At 61.0% G+C, this 18,968-nt stretch carries 14 protein-coding genes and 3 tRNA genes; 5 read left to right on the plus strand and 12 right to left on the minus strand.

The genetic code is table 11. From position 1 onward, the window contains the following. Window positions 1–51: 51 nt before the first annotated feature. The 3 genes from BBX50_RS25035 to BBX50_RS25045 form a co-directional block, all read right to left on the minus strand. Window positions 52–1,305 (minus strand): cyclopropane-fatty-acyl-phospholipid synthase family protein, encoded by a 1,254-nt coding sequence (locus BBX50_RS25035; RefSeq protein WP_065777992.1) that lies wholly within the window; start codon window positions 1,303–1,305, stop codon window positions 52–54. A gap of 96 nt (window positions 1,306–1,401) precedes the next feature. Continuing rightward, window positions 1,402–2,856, minus strand: a complete 1,455-nt coding sequence (locus BBX50_RS25040; protein WP_065777993.1) for a deoxyribodipyrimidine photo-lyase — start codon at window positions 2,854–2,856, stop codon at window positions 1,402–1,404. A 96-nt stretch (window positions 2,857–2,952) separates the two neighbouring features. Next, window positions 2,953–3,027, minus strand: a tRNA-Asn gene (locus tag BBX50_RS25045). 158 nt (window positions 3,028–3,185) lie between these two features. Here BBX50_RS25045 and BBX50_RS30890 point away from each other — a divergent pair. From BBX50_RS30890 to BBX50_RS25065, 4 genes are all read left to right on the plus strand, one after another. Then, complete coding sequence (locus BBX50_RS30890; RefSeq protein WP_065778034.1) at window positions 3,186–3,476, plus strand: hypothetical protein; 291 nt, start codon at window positions 3,186–3,188, stop codon at window positions 3,474–3,476. Window positions 3,477–3,744: 268 nt separating this feature from the next. Then, window positions 3,745–4,401 (plus strand): thermonuclease family protein, encoded by a 657-nt coding sequence (locus BBX50_RS25055; protein WP_139108435.1) that lies wholly within the window; start codon window positions 3,745–3,747, stop codon window positions 4,399–4,401. A gap of 153 nt (window positions 4,402–4,554) precedes the next feature. Then, window positions 4,555–4,628, plus strand: a tRNA-Cys gene (locus tag BBX50_RS25060). Between the two features lie 774 nt (window positions 4,629–5,402). Beyond that, the gene (locus BBX50_RS25065) at window positions 5,403–5,735 is read left to right on the plus strand and encodes a hypothetical protein (protein ID WP_065778035.1); all 333 of its coding nucleotides are present in this window, start codon (window positions 5,403–5,405) and stop codon (window positions 5,733–5,735) included. Window positions 5,736–5,930: 195 nt separating this feature from the next. Here BBX50_RS25065 and lexA read toward each other — a convergent pair whose 3' ends face one another. From lexA to uvrA, 8 genes are all read right to left on the minus strand, one after another. Further along, window positions 5,931–6,653, minus strand: a complete 723-nt coding sequence (gene lexA / locus BBX50_RS25070; RefSeq protein ID WP_065777995.1) for a transcriptional repressor LexA — start codon at window positions 6,651–6,653, stop codon at window positions 5,931–5,933. Window positions 6,654–6,890: 237 nt separating this feature from the next. Continuing rightward, window positions 6,891–7,187, minus strand: coding sequence for a hypothetical protein (locus BBX50_RS25075; RefSeq protein WP_139108442.1), 297 nt, complete (start codon window positions 7,185–7,187; stop codon window positions 6,891–6,893). A gap of 296 nt (window positions 7,188–7,483) precedes the next feature. After that, window positions 7,484–7,559, minus strand: a tRNA-Ala gene (locus tag BBX50_RS25080). A gap of 186 nt (window positions 7,560–7,745) precedes the next feature. Continuing rightward, window positions 7,746–8,174, minus strand: coding sequence for a GNAT family N-acetyltransferase (locus BBX50_RS25085; RefSeq protein ID WP_065777996.1), 429 nt, complete (start codon window positions 8,172–8,174; stop codon window positions 7,746–7,748). Window positions 8,175–8,360: 186 nt separating this feature from the next. Next, on the minus strand, window positions 8,361–12,170 hold the full coding sequence (locus tag BBX50_RS25090; RefSeq protein ID WP_065777997.1) for a vitamin B12-dependent ribonucleotide reductase: 3,810 nt from the start codon (window positions 12,168–12,170) through the stop codon (window positions 8,361–8,363). Window positions 12,171–12,963: 793 nt separating this feature from the next. After that, a complete protein-coding gene (locus BBX50_RS25095; RefSeq protein ID WP_065778037.1) occupies window positions 12,964–13,767 on the minus strand; it encodes a DUF72 domain-containing protein in 804 nt (267 codons plus the stop codon). Between the two features lie 41 nt (window positions 13,768–13,808). Next, window positions 13,809–14,264 carry a GNAT family N-acetyltransferase gene (locus BBX50_RS25100; protein WP_065777998.1) on the minus strand — a complete coding sequence of 152 codons (456 nt, stop codon included), beginning with the start codon at window positions 14,262–14,264 and terminating at the stop codon, window positions 13,809–13,811. Between the two features lie 40 nt (window positions 14,265–14,304). Beyond that, window positions 14,305–17,226, minus strand: a complete 2,922-nt coding sequence (gene uvrA, locus BBX50_RS25105; RefSeq protein WP_065777999.1) for an excinuclease ABC subunit UvrA — start codon at window positions 17,224–17,226, stop codon at window positions 14,305–14,307. Window positions 17,227–17,505: 279 nt separating this feature from the next. Here uvrA and BBX50_RS25110 point away from each other — a divergent pair, with 279 nt between their 5' ends. Then, on the plus strand, window positions 17,506–18,066 hold the full coding sequence (locus tag BBX50_RS25110) for a single-stranded DNA-binding protein (RefSeq protein WP_065778000.1): 561 nt from the start codon (window positions 17,506–17,508) through the stop codon (window positions 18,064–18,066). Between the two features lie 108 nt (window positions 18,067–18,174). Here BBX50_RS25110 and BBX50_RS25115 read toward each other — a convergent pair whose 3' ends face one another. After that, window positions 18,175–18,804, minus strand: a complete 630-nt coding sequence (locus tag BBX50_RS25115) for a MarC family protein (protein ID WP_065778001.1) — start codon at window positions 18,802–18,804, stop codon at window positions 18,175–18,177. Window positions 18,805–18,968: the final 164 nt, after the last annotated feature.

An 18,968-nucleotide genomic window follows, 5' to 3' on the forward strand; every position in this document is an offset into this window, starting at 1 on the left:
CCGCCTCTTAGGCATTAAGCGGGACGGGGTAAAGACGCGCCGCAAGCGTTCTCATTCGAAAACGATCTGCCGGACGTCGATGTTGCGGGCGCGGAAGCCGGCTTCGCAGTAATAGAAATAGAACTCCCAAAGCCGCTTGAAGCGCAGGTCGAAGCCGAGCGGCTCGATCCTGTTCCAGACCGACCAGAACCGTTCCCGCCATTCGCCAAGCGTGCGGGCATAATCGATGCCAAAGCCGAAGTCGTTGATCATGCGCAGACCGACATTGCGGCCAAGCTCGATAAGATGCTCGCGCGTCGGCAGCATGCCGCCCGGGAAGACGTATTTCTGGATGAAATCCGGATTGGAGCGGTATTCCTCATAGGCCTCGGGCTTGATCGTTATGATCTGCAGACCGGCCTTGCCGCCGGGCTTCAGGCATCGCTTGAGCTGCGAGAAATAGGTCGCCCAGAATTTCTCGCCGACAGCCTCGAACATCTCGATCGAGACAATGCGGTCATAGGTGCCCTTCTCTTCGCGATAGTCCTGGAATTTCAGTTCGACCCGATCGGCAACGCCGGCCCGTCGCATGCGCTCGTGGGCGAAGGCCAGTTGCTCGCGGCTAATCGTAAGCCCCGTTACCTTGCAGCCGACTTCGGTTGCCGCGAATTCGGCGAAACCGCCCCAGCCGCAGCCGATTTCCAGAACATGGTCGTCGGCGCGCAGGTTCGTCGCTTCGGCGAGCGCGCGGTACTTGGCCTTCTGTGCGGAGCGTAGATCGTTGGCGCCTGTGGCGTAGAGCGCGGAGGAATAGGTCATGCTCGGATCGAGCCATTCGCTGTAGAAGGCGTTGCCAAGGTCGTAGTGGGCCGAAACGTTGCGGCGCGCACCGGACCGGGTGTTGGCATGGCGCCAATGCAGGAATTTGTCGAGGAGGCGCAGGAAACCACGCGCCCGGTTCGGAAAATTGCTGCCGATTTCGGCGTTGACGAGGAAAAGCTCGAGAAAGGCCCCGACATCAGGGCTATCCCAGTCGCCATCGATATAGCTTTCGGCAACGCCGATCGTGCCGCCCGATATCGCCCGCTGCGGCAGGTTCCAGTTGTTGAGGGCGAGTATCGCACGGGGACCGGCTCTCGTGCCGTTGATCACCAGCTTGCGGCCGTCGGGGGTAGAGAGCATCAGTGTCCCCACCTGGAGATGCACCAGTGCCCCAAGCACCATCCGTGCTTTGAACGGGAAGTCCCGCAAGGCGGTTGCGAGATTGTCAGAGGACAACGTTACCGCCCCGTCGAATGCGGCAAAGTCGGGTTCGAATTCACGCATACACCACCCCCTCAAGCTGTTGCATCCGCAGCGTGAGCCTAGCTGCAATCGGGCGAGACGCCAACTGAGGAATTCTACCGGAGGGGTCTCTGCCGGCTACGCCTCTCTCGCCGCGCTGGTGATTTCCCGGAAGGCCGCAAGCGCACGATCCCGTGCGACGGCATGATCGACGATCGGCTTCGGATAGGTCGTGCCGAGCTTGATGCCGGCCTTCTCAAGGGCGGTCGCGGGCGCTGCGAAGGGGCGATGGATGTAGCGGGCGGCAAGGCGCTCCAGCTCGGGCACGAAGCGCTTTACATAGTGACCATCGGGATCGAACTTCTCCCCCTGCAGGATCGGATTGAAGATGCGGAAAAAGGGCGCGGCATCGGCGCCTGATCCCGCGACCCATTGCCAGCTCGCTGCGTTGTTGGCCGGATCCGCATCGAGCAACGTGTCGCGAAACCAGGCTTCGCCCTGCCGCCAGTCGATCAGCAGGTCCTTGATCAGAAAGGAGGCGGCGATCATGCGCACCCGATTGTGCATGTAGCCATGCCGCCAAAGCTGGCGCATGCCGGCATCGACGATCGGGAAACCCGTCATGCCCTTGGTCCAGCGTGTGAAATCATCGTCAGCGTTCATCCAGCGGAAGCCGTCGAATCGGCGGTTGAGATTGCGAGCGGGCAGCTCCGGATAGTGAAACAGCAGATGGTAGGAAAATTCGCGCCAGGCGAGTTCCTTGCGGAAGGTGGCGACGCCTTCGCCGGCGCCCGCCGGTAGCCGTGCTGTCGCGTGCCAGATTTTTGACGGCGAGATTTCGCCAAAGGCGAGGTGAGGAGAAAGCAGAGAGGTGCCGTTGGCGTCGGGAAAGTCGCGGTCGCGTTTATAGTCGTCCAGCTTGCCGTCGATGAAGTCCTCGAGGCGCGCGGCAGCGCCTTGCTCCCCTGGTGTCCAAACCTCGGCGAAGGTTGCCGCCCAGTCGGGCTTCTTTGGCAGCAGCGACCAATCGTCGAGCCGTTCGGACATGGGCCAGGCTTGCGGCGCGGCGAGATGGTGCGGCTCGTCGATCGGGGCTGCCGGCTCGCCTCTGGATCCAAGCGCGCGCCAAAACGGTGTGAACACACGGTAGGGGCCGCCCGTCGTCGTGAGCAGACGCATGGGCTCATGCAGCAATTGCCCGGCAAAACTCTCGGCAGTAATGCCTTGTGCCACGAGCGTCTTCTTTAAGGGAGCATCGGTGGCGATGCCGGCAGGGTCATAGCGTCTGTTCCAATAGATGCGATCGGCGCCCGTCGCCCGCGCAAGGTCGCCGATCACGTCAAGCGGATCTCCTGAACGCAAAATCAGTTGCAAACCGCGCTGCGCAAGGCGGCCGCCTAAGGCCTCGAGCGAATGGTGCAGCCACCAAAGCTGCGCGGCACCAAGTGGGCCGTTGCCGCTTTCAACAGGCTCGCGGATATAGAGCGGGATGACGGCGCCTTCGCCTGCTGCTGCCGCAAGGGCGCGATTGTCGGCAAGGCGCAGGTCCTTGCGGAACCAGACAATGATGGGCGCCGCTTGAGCCTTTGTCATGGGTACCGTTTGCGGATTGGGATTGATCACGCGGGGAACATAGGTGCAAAATGAAAAAGAGCCATTCGCATCTCTGCAAATGGCTCTTTTTGAAACTGGCTCCCCGGGCCGGATTCGAACCGGCGACCTGTCGATTAACAGTCGAATGCTCTACCGCTGAGCTACCAGGGATCATCCGCGCCGCTGTTTGCTGTGCGCTTCAGAAGTGAGGCTGCTAATACGCATGCTTTTCTGATTTGCCAAGCGGTTTTTTCAAAAAAAATGACAAGTTTGGTTGCGAGGCTGTGGAGAAGCCCCCAATTGTTGGAAAACACGCCGGATAGGGAATGATGAGCAAAAACAGGAAGCAGACGCATTTCGGCATTGATCCGCAGACGCGCCAGATCGTGCTTGGCAAATGGCGTATTGCGTTGCCCGACTCTCCGTTGCTGCGCATCCTGTTGGGGTCGCTGCTGATTTTTTGCGGCTTTCTCGGCTTTCTGCCGGTGCTCGGCTTCTGGATGATTCCGCTCGGTCTCATCGTGCTTTCCCATGACATCCCGTCCGTTCGCCGTCGCCGCCGTCGCTTGGCGGTCTGGTGGGCGCGCTGGCGTGGGCGCACCGATTCCTCGAAGGGTTGATGGCCCGGTGCCACCAGAGCGGCATCCCTGGCAGAACATGAAGACCTTCATCTGATCGCTGTCGCCGAGGCCTGTGTTTCGATCCCGGATTTGTTGCCGATCGCATTTCTGCGGAGCAGCACGCCTGTGTTGGGGAGCCTGTCGAAAACTTTTCGGCAACGCATCCATCGCATAATGCAGTCGTGAATCAGGATGGGGACGCATGGCCAAAGCCACTACCAAACGTCGACGCAAGAGCTCTGGCCGAAGCGGGAGCAAATCAGCCGGAATGGCGCCGTGGTATCTGGCCGCCGCGCTTACGGTCGGTGGCGTGGCCGCCTATGATCATCGCGCCGAGCTGCGGCATTGGCCGGTGGTTTCGGACGTGATGGCATTCACGTCGCGCCAGGAATCAAAACCGAAGCCCGTTCGCGCCGTGCAGAGAGCGGACGAGCGTCCCGTACGGCAAGCGGAAAGTCACAGACCGAAACCGGCGACGAAAGTCGCACTTGCCGCTCCGGTGCCGGCCGTCGACGTCGGCGTCACTGCGCCGACACCGGTTGTGCGGCCGAACGGGGAGGTGAGCACGGCATCCGTCAGGACGGACCAATTTTACTTCTGCGGGATCCGCAACGACAATTGCGTGATCGACGGCGCCACTTTCCTCTACCACGGCGAGACGATCCGGGTGGCAGACATCGATGCGCCGAGAATCCGCCAGGCAAGTTGCGACAAGGAGCGTTCGCGCGGCTTCTACGCCAAACAGCGGCTGCGCGAATTGCTGAATGCAGGCGATTTCAGGCTGGTGGCCGCGGCTGCGCGGCAGGATGCCAAGGCCGGTGAAAAACTGCGGCTGGTCACCCGCGGCGATCAATCGCTTGGGCGGGTTCTTATCTCTGAAGGCCTGGTTCGGCCATGGACAGGCCAGGCGACGCCGTGGTGTTGAACTGTCTTCCCGGTGAATAACCGCGCTGGTCCATCACGCCCTGTGGAAAGCGATGCTCTGAAAATTTGGTGGTGCGTTTTTCAGAAAATGCCTCTTGCGGTTTTTCTGCAATCATTCTAAATCCGCGCCAACGCTCAGTTATCCGAGCGCTGAGGCCTCGTGGCGGAGTGGTGACGCAGAGGACTGCAAATCCTTGTACCCCGGTTCAATTCCGGGCGAGGCCTCCAAAGCCACACCTGGATATTGGACTTATGGCGAGAGTTTTCCGCCCGAAATCCGCCAGGTAGCATACTTCCCTTTGTGCGTGGCACGTCGTTCTTAGGCCCTTCTTTTCATTGTCCCCAGGCGCCAGCAGATGTTCGCCGTCCCGCGTGATCCTGGAGGCGCTCCGCAGTGCCAGGCGGGGCGTGCTCGGCATTCCGCGTGTAGAACTTCGACGTCTATCCTTTCGCTTCCTTTCGAAAGGATGATTGCAAGCTCGGTATCGTCATGCCGCTCAACATCGTCTCCTTTGCGGTGGGCAATGCTATTCGGAAGGCAGTTGATCGTGCAGTTTGCGATCAACGTTGCCGGCTTCAAGGTTGAAGGCGGGCTAAGCGATGCTCTGACAGAGCAATGGCCCTATGTGGCGATAATCGGTTTTTTGGCGGGGTGGCCGCCCTGGCGCTATTCTTCAAGAACCGCTTCGACATCGCGCAACTTCCTTAATTGCCGCCGTCTCCCCACGCGATCAGCAGGCGCGGTGATGGTTGAGGCGTAAACGCGCGCAGTTCAGTCATTCCGGGTCCGGCGCCCCAACGTCTCACCTCTGGCGCAGGTCGCGCTTAATCTGCAGGCACACCGATTGACCTTCGCCGCCACACGCCCGCGCAAGCCAGGCCTGCCATGTGTTGGTCGGATCTTATCGCTCGGTGCAATCGGTAGAGGGGGAACGATGACTCCGCTGACATCAGCCGCTTCGATAGCGTCCGTCCACATCCAAAACGGAGGCAATGGCATTCATGAAGACGAGACTTGTCCTGATGGCCCTGGGATGCTTGGCCGCGACCACATTTGAGGCGCGCGCAGAAGACCTAGTGTTCAAGCTTAAGAACAACACCAGTGCCGTACTGACGAACTTCTACACGTCCCCCGTGGGCGTCAACGAATGGGAAGACGATGTTTTCGGTCGGCAAGTTCTGAACCCGGGCGAAAACATGGAGATCACGATCGCCGATGGCCGTGATGTCTGCAAGTACGACATGCGCTTTGAATTTGAGGAAGGTTCCGGCCTCGATACGACCGAGGACACGCAGGATCTTTGCGTACTCGGCGAATACTCGATCCACGAGTAAGGGCCACCACCAAGGGCCACTGAGCCGACCAAAAGAAGAACCTCGCTGCAGCAAAGCGCAGCGAGTTTTTCTTTTTGAGCAATTCTCCGGATCATTTCATTGTTTCACCAAACAAGTGAAAGGATCCAAGGTTCTGAGACTATGCAATTCCGGACGGGAAGCCGTTTCACGCCCTTCCTGGAATTGCCCTGGGACTTAGTGGTAGCGCCGGATCAGCCCGACAAGCTTGCCCTGGATTTTTACGCGATCCGGACCAAAGATCCGCGTCTCATAGGCAGGGTTGGCGGCCTCGAGCGCAATCGATGCGCCCTTGCGGCGAAAGCGCTTCAGCGTCGCTTCCTCGTCATCAACCAGCGCCACGATGATGTCGCCGGGATTGGCGGTTGTGGCATTGCGGATGATCACCGTGTCGCCGTCGAAGATGCCGGCCTCGATCATCGAATCGCCCTTGACTTCAAGGGCGTAGTGCTCGCCGCTGCCGATCATGTCGAGCGGCACGGTTATGTCATGGGTGTTGTTCTGAATGGCCGAGATCGGCACGCCGGCGGCAATTCGTCCCATGACCGGCACGGACACCGAGGCGTTGTCGGCGACGGGTGCTGATTTCGGTGGGGCAGGGGGTGCTGCCGGCGGCTTGCCGAGGCTGCCCTCGATCACGCTTGGTGAGAAGCCGCGACGCGGCTGCTGCTGATTGGAGGCATAGGCCTCGGGAAGCTTGATGACTTCGAGCGCGCGCGCCCGGTTTGGAAGGCGGCGAATGAAACCGCGCTCTTCGAGAGCCGTGATAAGCCGATGAATACCGGACTTCGATGCGAGGTCGAGTGCATCCTTCATTTCGTCGAATGATGGCGGCACGCCCGATTCCTTCATTCGCTCGTGAATGAACAGAAGCAATTCCTGTTGCTTGCGGGTCAGCATGGCACGCTCCAGAGAGGCATGAAACAAATCAAGAACAGACACTATCTGTTCCATATGTGTTCCGCAAGTGCCTAAAATTCCGTGAATTGCGCCGGGCGGGGCGTCGATGCCGCTTTAAAGGCCCAAAAATGGATGCTTTGGCGCTGTTGGCGTGCGTGGAGAGGTTCCGTGGGAACGCTTGAGCGCAAGAAAGGCCAGCTGATTCGCGCGATGTGTGGGCGGCCTTTCGTTCGAGAATCAGACCGGTTGTGCTCCGGAGCAGGCGTCCTCGAACTCCTTTACCGTCTCGGCGCTGTTGTCTTCGGGCAGCACCGCGTCCGCCGCATCGGTCGCCACCGGCGTGTCTCCGTCATAGACGAAGGACTGGATGTAGTAGGCAATTGCACCTTTCCAAACATTGCGACCGTCGATCTGGTGACAGGGAACCGCCGATTCGAAATCGGTCTGCAGTTCGTCGACGCTGGCGGCACTGAGCGTGACATCAGGCATATTGGGGGATGCGACGATCGAAGCGATAAGCAGGGCGGCAAGCACGGTGTATCGTCCACTTGGTGCGGGGTGAGCGAAAGGTTGGTTAACGATGTGAACCGCGCTTTCGTTCCGAAGTCCAGCAAGCATGCCGATCACTGTCATGTGTTCAACAGTTCTTTCTGCAAGACACGCCGGTCGCGTTGCTGGGGGAAGGGAGCGGCCGACACGAGGGCTTCGGATCGGCTGCTCTTGTCAACGACAGACGCCGACGTTTGGGCGCGCCGGTAGGTCGGAGCGAGCGGCGTTCGATGTTCGAGGGTAAGTTGCTGCCTACATCTCCGGTCTGGACATCCCCCGAATGGTGGAGCCGAAGGGAGTCGAACCCTCGACCTCCGCAGTGCGATTGCGGCGCTCTCCCAACTGAGCTACGGCCCCACTCCAGCGGAATCATGAACCAATCGGATTTCATTGCAAGAGGCAACGCAGCAGCCAAATTGCGGCGATCGAACCATGTGACTGGGAACGCACGGGATGGCGGTCTCTTGGTGCGCGACGCCTTGGGCGACGGGGCTGACTGCGAGATATTGGCGTAGATCTGATTGCCGTGTTCGCGTTGGGAGCTCAGAACCGCTTCTTCAGTAAGTAACGTGCGATTGCGCCCGGGCCGCCTTCGAGCTCGCCAAAGACTTCGAAACCAAGCTTTTCATAGAAAGGCCGGGCCTGGAATTCGAAGGTGTCGAGCCAGAGGCCGACATAGCCACGATCTCGCGCGATCTTCTCCGCTTCCTCGATCAGGCGTCGGCCAAGGCCCTGGCCGCGATACTGCTCGGGAATGGCGAGATAGCGGATGAAGGCCCAGCCGTAGCCGTCCGTCGCATAGAGCCCGCCGGTCGCGACTTTCGTCTCCGGATCGCGAAGCACGATCGCAAAGCCGGGAAGATCGACCATGCCGCTATGGGCGTCATTATAGGCGTCCAGAGGCGCGACGATGCTGCGCAGGTCGTCGCTGCTCGGGTCTTCGAGGACGATGTCAAGGATTGGCGCGGACATGAGGGCTGCTCGGCTTTGCTGAACGGGTTCGCGCGGCCGCCGGTGGCGTATCCGGCTCGTTCGACCCAGGTCCTGGATGCGTGATATTCACGTTTCGTTCCGAAAAATAGGCCAACCCGAAAAATTCGGGTTGGCCGCAGGTTCGTGTCGCCGCCGACAGGTGACAACAATAGGAGTTCGGACCGCTTAGCTGCAGCCGCTGGTGGCGCCGCAGGTGTCGCACTTCTCGCAGGTGCCGTTGCGCACCATCGTGAAATTCTGGCACTCGGTGCACATGTTGCCGGTGTAGCCCTGCATGATCGAGCGGGCGCGACGTTCGGCTTCCACCTTCTTGGCGTCCGTCTTGGCCGAGGCCGCTTCGGCGGCCGCCTTGTCGGAGAAGAGGGCGGTGACATCGGCCGGCGCTTCGCTCACCGATTCCTCGGCGATCTCTTCCGCCAGTTCTGCCGCGCGCTCTTCATAGTCGCGCTTGAAGGCGACGATTTCTGACGTTGCAATCGCCGTTGTCGTCTCGATCTTGCGCACGGTGTTGCCGGCAATCGCCGTTACCGTTGCACCGGACGAGGCCCGGGCAGGGGCAGCCGTTGCGGAGCCCTTCGGTTCGCTGCCGGTGCGGTCGGCGGTGCCGCCGACGATGGTCGGCTTGTAGCCGCGGGTCCAGCCCGTCGAGATCAGGTTGGTCTTGCCTTCCTGGATGCCCTTGCCGAGCGCGGTGTTGCCGAAGTCGGAGGTGTCGACATGGGCAAGGTCGTGGCGGCCGAGATAGGAGACGGCCAGTTCGCGGAAGACGTAATCGAGGATCGACGTCGCGTTCTTGATCGCGTCGTTGCCCTGGACCATGCCGGCCGGCTCGAACTTGGTGAAGGTGAAGGCCTCCACATATTCTTCCAGCGGTACGCCATATTGCAGGCCGAGCGAGATGGCGATAGCGAAGTTGTTCATCATCGCACGGAAGGCGGCCCCTTCCTTGTGCATGTCGATGAAGATCTCGCCGAGGCGGCCATCACCGAATTCGCCGGTACGCAGGTAGACCTTGTGCCCACCAACGACGGCCTTCTGGGTATAGCCCTGGCGACGGTTCGGCAGCTTTTCGCGGGCGCGGATCACCTTCTCGATGACGCGCTCGACGATCTTCTCGGTGATGGTGACGGCCTGGGCGGCGGCAGGCGCCTGGATCAGGTCTTCCAGCGCATCCTCGTCCTTGTCGTCCTCGATCAGCGAGGCGTTCAGCGGCTGCGACAGCTTGGAGCCGTCGCGATAGAGCGCGTTTGCCTTCAGCGCCAGCTTCCACGAAAGCATGTAGGCGTTCTTGCAATCCTCGACGGTCGCCTCGTTCGGCATGTTGATCGTCTTGGAGATCGCGCCCGAGATGAACGGCTGGGCAGCCGCCATCATGCGGATGTGGCTTTCGACCGAGAGGTAGCGCTTGCCGATCTTGCCGCAGGGGTTGGCGCAATCGAAGACCGGCAGGTGCTCGTTCTTGAGGAATGGCGCGCCTTCGAGCGTCATCGCACCGCAGACGTGGATGTTGGCCGCCTCGATGTCCTTCTTCGTAAAGCCCATGTGGTCGAGCAGGTTGAAGTCCATAGAGCCAAGCTGTTCGTCGGTGACCTTCAGCGTGCCCTTCAGGAAGTCGGCGCCGAGCGTCCACTGGTTGAAGACGAACTTGATGTCGAAGGCACTCTTCAGCGCGGCATTGACGGCCTCGACCTTCTCGTCGGTGAAGCCCTTGGCCTTCAGCGTCGACGGGTTGATGGCCGGCGCCTGGTTCAGGTTGCCGTGGCCGACTGCATAGGCTTCGATCTCGGCGATCTGGCTTTCGCTATAGCCGAGCGAGCGCAGCGCTTCCGGAACGGCACGGTTGATGATCTTGAAGTAGCCGCCGCCGGCGAGCTTCTTGAACTTGACGAGAGCGAAGTCGGGCTCGATGCCGGTCGTGTCGCAATCCATGACGAGACCGATCGTGCCCGTCGGCGCGATCACGGTTGCCTGGGCGTTGCGGTAGCCGTGCTTTTCGCCGAGTTCCAGCGCCTTGTCCCAGGCGCTCATGGCGTGGATGAGGAGGTCCTGATCCGGATTGTCGGCATGGATGAGCGCGACCGGGTTCACCGACAGCGCCTCGTAACCGGTCGTCTCGCCATAGGCGGCGCGGCGATGGTTGCGGATGACGCGCAGCATGTTGTCGCGGTTCGGCGCAAAGCCCGGGAACGGACCGAGCTTCTCGGCCATCTCGGCCGAGGTGGCATAGGAGATGCCGGTCATGATCGCGGTGAGGGCGCCGGCGATCGCGCGGCCCTCGGCGCTGTCATAGGGGATGCCCGAGGACATCAACAGGCCGCCGATATTGGCGTAGCCGAGGCCGAGCGTGCGGTACTCGTAGGAGAGTTCGGCAATCTCGCGGGACGGGAACTGCGCCATCATGACCGAGACTTCGAGAACGATCGTCCACAGGCGCACGGCGTGCTCGTAGTCGGCGATGTTGATGCGCTTGCTCGCCGCATCCTTGAACGTCATCAGGTTCAGCGAGGCGAGGTTGCAGGCGGTGTCGTCGAGGAACATGTACTCCGAGCACGGGTTCGACGCGCGGATCGGGCCGGCGGCGGGGCTCGTGTGCCAGTCGTTCATCGTCGTGTTGAAGTGCAGGCCCGGATCGGCAGACGCCCACGCGGCGTAGGAGATCGATTCCCAGAGGTCGCGCGCCTTCAGCGTCTTCATCACGCGGCCATCCTTGCGGGCGGTCAGGTGCCAGTCGCCATCGGCTTCGACGGCGCGCAGGAAGTCGTCCTTGATCGAGACGGAATTGTTGGAGTTCTGGCCGGAAACCGTGAGGTAGGCTTCCGAATCCCAGTCGGTGTCGTAGGTCTTGAACTCGAGGTCCTTGTAACCCTGCTTGGCGAACTGGATGACGCGCTGGATGTAGTTTTCCGGAACCAACGCCTGCTTGGCAGCGCGGATTTCGCGCTTCAGCGCCGGGTTCTGCTTCGGGTCATAGCAGGCGTCGTCAGTGCCGTCGCAGTTGACGCAGGCCTTCATGATCGCCTTCAGGTGCTTGGCGACGACCTTGGAGCCGGTGACGAGGGCTGCAACCTTCTGCTCTTCCTTGACCTTCCAGTTGATGTATTCCTCGATATCCGGATGGTCGATATCGACGACGACCATCTTGGCGGCGCGACGGGTTGTGCCACCCGACTTGATCGCGCCGGCTGCGCGGTCGCCGATCTTCAGGAACGACATCAGGCCCGAGGACTTGCCGCCGCCCGAAAGCTTTTCGCCCTCGCTGCGCAGGTGCGAGAAGTTGGAGCCGGTGCCGGAGCCATACTTGAACAGGCGCGCTTCCCGCACCCAGAGATCCATGATGCCGCCTTCGTTGACGAGATCGTCTGCGACCGACTGGATGAAGCAGGCATGCGGCTGCGGGTGTTCGTAGGCCGACTTGGACTTGGTCAGCTTGCCGGTGAAGGGATCGACGTAGAAGTGGCCCTGACCGGGGCCGTCGATGCCATAGGCCCAGTGCAGGCCGGTGTTGAACCATTGCGGCGAGTTCGGGGCGACGCGCTGGGTGGCGAGCATGTAGGCAAGCTCGTCCTGGAAGGCGGAGGCGTCTTCCTCGGTGTCGAAGTAGCCGCCCTTCCAGCCCCAATAGGCCCAGGTGCCGGCCAGGCGATCGAAGACCTGACGGGCATCGGTTTCGGAGCCGTACTGCTCTTCCTTCGGCAGCGCCTTCAGCGCGTCCTGATCGGGAACCGAGCGCCAGAGGAAGGAGGGGACATCGTTCTCCTCAACGCGCTTCATCTTGGCCGGGACGCCAGCCTTGCGAAAATACTTCTGGGCGAGAATGTCGGCAGCGACCTGGCTGAACTGAGCCGGCACGTCGATGTCGGCAAGGCGGAAGACGATCGATCCGTCGGGATTCTTGATTTCACTCGTAGCCTTGCGGAATTCGATCTCCGCATAGGCGGATTGCCCGGCCTTTGTGAAACGACGTTCGATCTTCATTGTCCCTGGTCCTTCGTGTTGCCTCGCGCCCGCCACAGGCGCAATTGTCCCCGCCCGGCCGCAGGGGTATCCCGCAGCCAGTCTCAGCTTCCGTCCTTGGAGAGAAACCCATTGCTGGGTGACCCTGTATCTTGTGAGATAGGCTGGCTGCAAGCACTAAATATAGTGTTAACAGCATCTTTATGCCAGCCAAATGTTGCTCCGACAGGCCAAAAAAACCGCACAGAAATCCTCACGGCGACCGCATGGTGAAATCCATGACTGTCGCCTGTCAGAACCGCCGATTTGGTGAGAGGAACCGGAACTTAACCAATCCGGTCCGCCGCCGTTGCAACGTGAAATCTATTAACCGTGAATCGTCCGGGGGCGTCAAGGGGTGGTTTGTGACGGAAGTTTGAGCGCTAGATGTTGTGTGGCTCGACTGTGGAAAACGGGGACATCGGTCAACATCATGAAAATCAGGCACTTCCGGAGGTTGCCTGTGAGACTGACGCAACGGTCAGCGGAAAATCAAAAAATTGACGGGTAAAAAACCGGATAAAACCCATCCCTAACGGCACCCTTGGTTGCGTCTGCGAAAGCGATATGGGGTGGGCGACGGTGATTCGTTTTTCAGATCCCAGTGGCCGCGGCTTGAACGATGCATAAATGGCTGCACGAAGGGTTGAATCGCCTTGCTCGCCGATGCGCCCGAAGCTCAGAAAAAACAGTCAGGCATTCTGCCGCCACCCGTGTCACGCGATGGAGGTGGGAACGGGACGTTTGCGTACGTTCCCGCTCCTCGACCTGATACTTAGCCAGCGCGCCTTTGCAGTTCCCGTGCGCCGTTCGGCGCATTCACCTTGCCTTCGGTGATGAAGAAGGCAAACACGTCACGCGGTTCCTTTGCAGCTTCGCGGGTCGGAGCACTCTTCTCGAGCCCGCTCGGCTCGTCACCACGCGCAAAAGCCTTGGCACGCTCGGCCCAGAGGTCGAGCTTGTCCGGCGCATAGCAGGTTTCGATGTCGTCGCTGCCCTTCTGTAGCCGGAGGTAAACGAAATCGGCCGTGACGTCGGCGATCATCGGATAATCCGCGTGCTCCGCGAGCACGACGGCGATCTTGTATTTTTCGAGCAGCGCCACGAACTCCGGCACCTGGAAGGTCGGATTACGCACCTCGACCACATGGCGGAGCGGCAGCCCATCCTGTTTTGCCGGCAGAAGTTTCAGAAAACCCTCGAAATCGTCCGGCTCAAACTTCTTCGTCGGCGCGAACTGCCAGAGGATCGGTCCGAGATGCGGCCCGAGCTCAGTCAACCCTTGCGTCAGGAATCGCTCCATGGATTCACCGGCTTCCGAGAGAACCTTGCGGTTGGTGACGAAGCGGCTCGCCTTCAGCGAGAAGATGAAATCGTCGGGCACGTCCGACGCCCATTTTGCAAACGTCTCGGGCTTCTGCGAGGAATAATAGGTGCCGTTCACTTCGATCGCCCGCAGCTCTTTGCCGGCAAATTCGAGCTGCCGCTTCTTCGGCAGGCTGTCGGGGTAAAACGTGCCCTCCCAAGGCTCGAAGGTCCAGCCGCCAATGCCAACGCGGATCTTACCGGATTTTGCCATGCCATCCTCCTCAACGGCAGCCAGCATGTGGCCGCTTCCATTCAGTCTTTGATCGATCTCGCCATGTCCACGAGCATCCACCCTGGACGATGGGGATTGGGTCGGCGACCCGTTTCTTGAAATCCATAGGCGCGATAGAGCGCGATGTTTCGCTCCATGCGCGAATTGGTATAGAGCCGCACCTCCGGCAAGTCCCACTCGGCCGCCTTGCCATCCGTAAACTGCAGCAACGCAATGCCATGCCCCTGACCTTGATAGGACGGCGCAACCGCAAGGCTGAAAACCATTACGTGGTCGGCATGGCGCTCCAAGACGGCAAGCGCTGAAATCACCGTGTCGTGCTCCCGCACCCAGACCTCTTCGCGGTGGATGCGCGGCGCATAGTCCTCCGTCACCGGCAACGGCGGCCCGCCGAGCAGCGCCCGATAGGGTTCGTAAGCCGCCTCCGTCACGCTTTGCACCGCAGCCAGGTCTTCCAGACGAGCAAGCCGCATCATGCCGGGATCACTCCTCTGGTAACCGATTAGGTCGAGACGTTCATTCCGCCGCCTCGACCTTTTTCATCGGGCGGCGCTCCAGAAGCTCCTTGAGGAACTGGCCGGTATAGGAACGCTTCTCCGTGACGACGTCCTCGGGCGTACCCTTGGCAATGACCTCGCCGCCACCGTCGCCGCCTTCCGGACCGAAGTCGATGACCCAGTCGGCCGTTTTGATGACTTCGAGATTGTGCTCGATGACGACAACGGAATTGCCCTGGTTGACGAGCTCATGCAAAACTTCAAGAAGCTTGGCTACATCGTGGAAATGCAAGCCTGTCGTCGGCTCGTCGAGGATGTAGAGCGTGCGCCCGGTCGAGCGCTTCGACAGTTCCTTTGCAAGCTTGACGCGCTGGGCTTCGCCGCCCGACAGCGTGTTGGCCTGCTGGCCGACCTTGATATAGCCGAGGCCAACCTGGTTGAGCGTCACCAGCTTGTCACGCACCGAGGGGACGGCGGCGAAAAAGTCGACGCCTTCCTCGACGGTCATGTCGAGCACGTCGGCAATCGACTTGCCCTTGAAATGCACGTCGAGCGTCTCGCGGTTGTAGCGCTTGCCGTGGCAGACGTCGCAGGTGACGTAGACATCGGGCAGGAAGTGCATCTCGATCTTGATGACGCCGTCACCCTGGCAGGCCTCGCAGCGGCCGCCTTTGACGTTGAAGGAGAAGCGACCAGGCTGGTAGCCGCGCGCCTTGGCCTCCGGCAGGCCGGCAAACCAGTCGCGGATTGGGGTGAAGGCGCCGGTATAGGTCGCCGGGTTCGAACGCGGGGTGCGGCCGATCGGCGACTGGTCGATATCGATCACCTTGTCGATGTGCTCGAAGCCGTCGATGCGATCGTGCTCGGCCGGGTTTTCGCGCGCGCCCATGATGCGGCGAGCGGCCGCCTTATAGAGTGTCTCGATCAGGAAGGTCGACTTGCCGCCGCCCGACACGCCGGTGACGGCGGTGAAGACGCCGAGCGGGATCGAGGCGGTGACGTTCTTGAGGTTGTTGGCGCGGGCGCCGACAACCGTGATTTCCTTTTTCTTCTTCGGCTTGCGGCGCTCGCCGGGCACGGCAACCGAAAGCTCGCCGGAGAGATACTTTCCCGTCAGCGATCTCGGGTTGGCCATGACGTCGGCCGGTGACCCTTGCGCGATGACCTCGCCGCCATGGATGCCGGCGGCCGGGCCGATATCGACGACATAATCGGAAGTCAGGATCGCGTCTTCATCATGCTCGACGACGATCACGGTGTTGCCGATGTCGCGGAGATGGCGGAGCGTGTCGAGCAGACGGGCATTGTCGCGCTGATGCAGTCCGATGGACGGCTCGTCGAGCACATAGAGAACGCCGGTCAAGCCGGACCCGATCTGCGAAGCCAGCCGGATGCGCTGGCTTTCGCCGCCCGATAGCGTGCCGGAGTTGCGCGACAGGCTGAGATACTCAAGGCCGACGTCGTTGAGGAAGCGCAGGCGGTCGCGGATTTCCTTGAGGATGCGAACCGCAATCTCATTCTGCTTGGTGGTGAGACGCGCCGGCAGCGCTTCGAACCAGTCACGCGCGACGCGGATCGACATCTCGGTGACCTGACCGATGTGCAGCGTGTCGATCTTGACCGCGAGCGCCTCCGGCTTCAGCCGGAATCCGGCGCAGGCAGGGCAGGGCGCTGCCGACATGTAGCGCTCGATCTCCTCGCGCGCCCAGGCGCTGTCGGTTTCCTTCCAGCGGCGCTCGAGGTTGGGCACGATGCCCTCGAAGTTCTTGGTCGTGTTGTAGGAACGGGCTCCGTCTTCATAGTGGAAGACGATTTTCTCTTCAGTGCCGTGCAGGATCGCGTTCTGCGCCGTCGCCGAAAGCTCGTTCCAGCGACTACCGAGCTTGAAACCGAAGACCTTGCCCAGCGCTTCGAGCGTCTGGTTATAGTAGGGAGAGGAGGACTTCGCCCAGGGCGCGATCGCGCCGTCGCGCAGCGTCCGGTGTTCCTCCGGCACGATCAGCGCCGTGTCGATCTTCTGCTGGCTGCCGAGACCGTCGCAGGTCGGACAGGCGCCGAAGGGGTTGTTGAAGGAGAACAGCCGCGGCTCGATCTCCGAAATCGTAAAGCCGGAGACCGGGCAGGCGAACTTTTCCGAAAACAGCACGCGCTCATGGGTTTCGTTGAGCGACTTGTTGGCCGAACCGCCCGCCGCGGTTTCCTCCGGCGGCAGCGGCTTGTCGGCGAATTCGGCGACCGCGAGACCATCGGCAAGCGTCAGGCAGGTCTCCAGGCTGTCGGCAAGGCGCGAGGCAAGATCGGGTCGGACGACCACACGGTCGACCACCACATCAATGTCGTGCTTGTATTTCTTGTCGAGCGCCGGAACCTCGGCGATCTCATAGAACGTGCCGTCGACCTTGACGCGCTGAAAGCCCTTCTTCATCAATTCGGCGAGTTCCTTCTTGTACTCGCCCTTGCGGCCACGCACGAGCGGCGCAAGGATGTAAAGACGGGTGCCCTCGCCGAAGTCGAGCACCCGGTCGACCATCTGGCTGACCGTCTGGCTTTCGATCGGAAGTCCCGTTGCCGGGGAATAGGGAACGCCGACGCGCGCGAAGAGCAGGCGCATGTAGTCGTAGATCTCGGTCACAGTTCCGACCGTCGAGCGCGGATTGCGCGAGGTCGTCTTCTGCTCGATCGAGATTGCCGGTGAGAGGCCGTCAATCTGGTCGACATCCGGCTTCTGCATCATCTCGAGGAACTGGCGCGCATAGGCCGACAGGCTCTCGACATAGCGGCGCTGGCCTTCGGCATAGATCGTGTCGAAGGCAAGCGACGACTTGCCGGAGCCGGAAAGCCCGGTCATCACGATCAGCTTGTTGCGCGGCAGATCGAGGTCGATGCCTTTCAGATTGTGCTCGCGCGCACCACGAATGGAGATGGTCTTGAGTTCACTCATCGGAAGCCAGCTTTTGCATGTCGGTTGAAAGCCCCCTATGTAATGACGCTAACGCCCATGTCGAGGCGCAATCGGCAAAACAGGCGGCCAATTCGAGTCGGTTGACAGGATCATAGCCAAATACTAGAACAAAGAAAGAACAAATCGTCCATAAAACGACCAAAACTGTTGTGGATTATGTGCGAGGCGGGGCGTATCGGCGGCATCGGGCCGCTAAGATGCGTGCTCTTGAAATTCCAAGCCGGGCCCAGGGCCCGGTGAAACCACGGGAAAAGCAACATGGCTGGAAGCGTCAACAAGGTGATCTTGATCGGAAATGTCGGGGCAGACCCGGAAATCCGGCGCACGCAGGACGGCCGGCCGATCGCCAACCTGCGCATCGCAACCTCGGAAACCTGGCGTGACCGCAACAGCGGCGAGCGCAAGGAAAAGACCGAATGGCACACTGTCGTCGTCTTCAACGAGGGCCTCTGCAAGGTTGTCGAGCAATACGTGAAGAAGGGCGCCAAGCTCTACATCGAAGGTGCGCTGCAGACCCGCAAGTGGCAGGACCAGAACGGCAATGACCGCTACTCGACGGAAGTCGTGCTGCAGGGCTTCAACTCGACGTTGACAATGCTTGATGGCCGCGGTGAAGGCGGCGGCTCCGGCGTCAGCCGTGGCGGCGGCGGTGCGGGCGATTTTGGCGGCGGCAACTATGGCGGCGGCGGTGGCGGTTACGACGATTACGACCAGCCGCGCCAATCTTCCGGCGGCGGACGCTCGGGCGGTGGCCAGGGCGGTCAAGGCGGCCAGGGCGGCGGCTTCTCGCGCGACATGGACGACGACATTCCGTTCTGATCGCAAACGATTGGCATTGACAAAAAAAGCGCCGTGTCCTCGGACACGGCGCTTTTTTGTTGTTTGCGCTCTCGCCGCCCGTCGACGGCGAGGAGAGCAATACAGCGCTTAGAGCGCCATTGCGGATTTCACTCCGTCGACGACGAACTGTACCGCGAGCGCAGCCAGGATGACGCCGAGCAGGCGGGTGAGGATGGCGCGACCGGTGACGCCGAGAAAGCGATCGATGCGCTCGGCGATGACGAGCGCCAGAAACAGGCTGAACATCGACAGCGCGATGACGATCAAGAGCTGCGTCCGCTCGATCGCCGTTGGGAACGAGCCGGCCAGCAGGATCGTTGCCGAAATCGCCCCGGGTCCGGCGATCAGCGGCAGGGCAAGCGGGAAGACCGCGATATTGTGGATGTGATCCTTGACCGTCGCGTTCTCGCCGGTCTTTTCCTTGCGCTCCTGACGCTTCTCGAAAATCATCTCGAAAGCGATCCAGAAGAGCAGCAGGCCGCCGGCGATGCGGAAGGCACCGATCGAGATGCCGAGCAGCCCGAGAATGCCGTTTCCGAAGAGTGCGAAGGCCGCGAGAATGAAGAAGGCGATCAGCGAGCCGCGGGTGGCCACCTGAAAGCGCTCCTGTCGGCTGAGACCGACCGTCAGGCTCAGGAAGATCGGCGCGAGGCCCGGCGGATCGAGTGTGACGAGAAGCGTGGTAAGCGCATTGACCAGGAGGTCGACATTGAACATCCGTTTCCCCTTCCGGATTTCGCCCCGGGTTTTCCCGGTGGCAGAGGCGCATTGTTAGGCAAGCAGGAGGGGGTTGGAAAGAGGGAGACAAACAAAGTCTCAGCAATGACTTAATGAGCGATCCCGGCAGGCAATTGGACCTCAAACGCGCGGCGTCACGGTGA

The organism is Ensifer sp. LC11, from assembly GCF_001695835.1.
Taxonomy (GTDB): domain Bacteria; phylum Pseudomonadota; class Alphaproteobacteria; order Rhizobiales; family Rhizobiaceae; genus Ensifer.

What these genes read in the sequence shown, in the direction of transcription:
- BBX50_RS30890 (WP_065778034.1), top strand. Translation starts at nt 3,186, where the DNA reads ATGAGCAAAAACAGGAAGCAGACGCATTTCGGCATTGATCCGCAGACG.
- lexA (WP_065777995.1), bottom strand. Translation starts at nt 6,653, where the DNA reads ATGCTGACCCGCAAGCAACAGGAATTGCTTCTGTTCATTCACGAGCGA.
- BBX50_RS25100 (WP_065777998.1), bottom strand. Translation starts at nt 14,264, where the DNA reads ATGATGCGGCTTGCTCGTCTGGAAGACCTGGCTGCGGTGCAAAGCGTG.
- BBX50_RS25085 (WP_065777996.1), bottom strand. Translation starts at nt 8,174, where the DNA reads ATGTCCGCGCCAATCCTTGACATCGTCCTCGAAGACCCGAGCAGCGAC.
- BBX50_RS25035 (WP_065777992.1), bottom strand. Translation starts at nt 1,305, where the DNA reads ATGCGTGAATTCGAACCCGACTTTGCCGCATTCGACGGGGCGGTAACG.
- BBX50_RS25115 (WP_065778001.1), bottom strand. Translation starts at nt 18,804, where the DNA reads ATGTTCAATGTCGACCTCCTGGTCAATGCGCTTACCACGCTTCTCGTC.
- BBX50_RS25110 (WP_065778000.1), top strand. Translation starts at nt 17,506, where the DNA reads ATGGCTGGAAGCGTCAACAAGGTGATCTTGATCGGAAATGTCGGGGCA.
- BBX50_RS25090 (WP_065777997.1), bottom strand. Translation starts at nt 12,170, where the DNA reads ATGAAGATCGAACGTCGTTTCACAAAGGCCGGGCAATCCGCCTATGCG.
- uvrA (WP_065777999.1), bottom strand. Translation starts at nt 17,226, where the DNA reads ATGAGTGAACTCAAGACCATCTCCATTCGTGGTGCGCGCGAGCACAAT.
- BBX50_RS25095 (WP_065778037.1), bottom strand. Translation starts at nt 13,767, where the DNA reads ATGGCAAAATCCGGTAAGATCCGCGTTGGCATTGGCGGCTGGACCTTC.
- BBX50_RS25055 (WP_139108435.1), top strand. Translation starts at nt 3,745, where the DNA reads ATGGCGCCGTGGTATCTGGCCGCCGCGCTTACGGTCGGTGGCGTGGCC.
- BBX50_RS25065 (WP_065778035.1), top strand. Translation starts at nt 5,403, where the DNA reads ATGAAGACGAGACTTGTCCTGATGGCCCTGGGATGCTTGGCCGCGACC.
- BBX50_RS25040 (WP_065777993.1), bottom strand. Translation starts at nt 2,856, where the DNA reads ATGACAAAGGCTCAAGCGGCGCCCATCATTGTCTGGTTCCGCAAGGAC.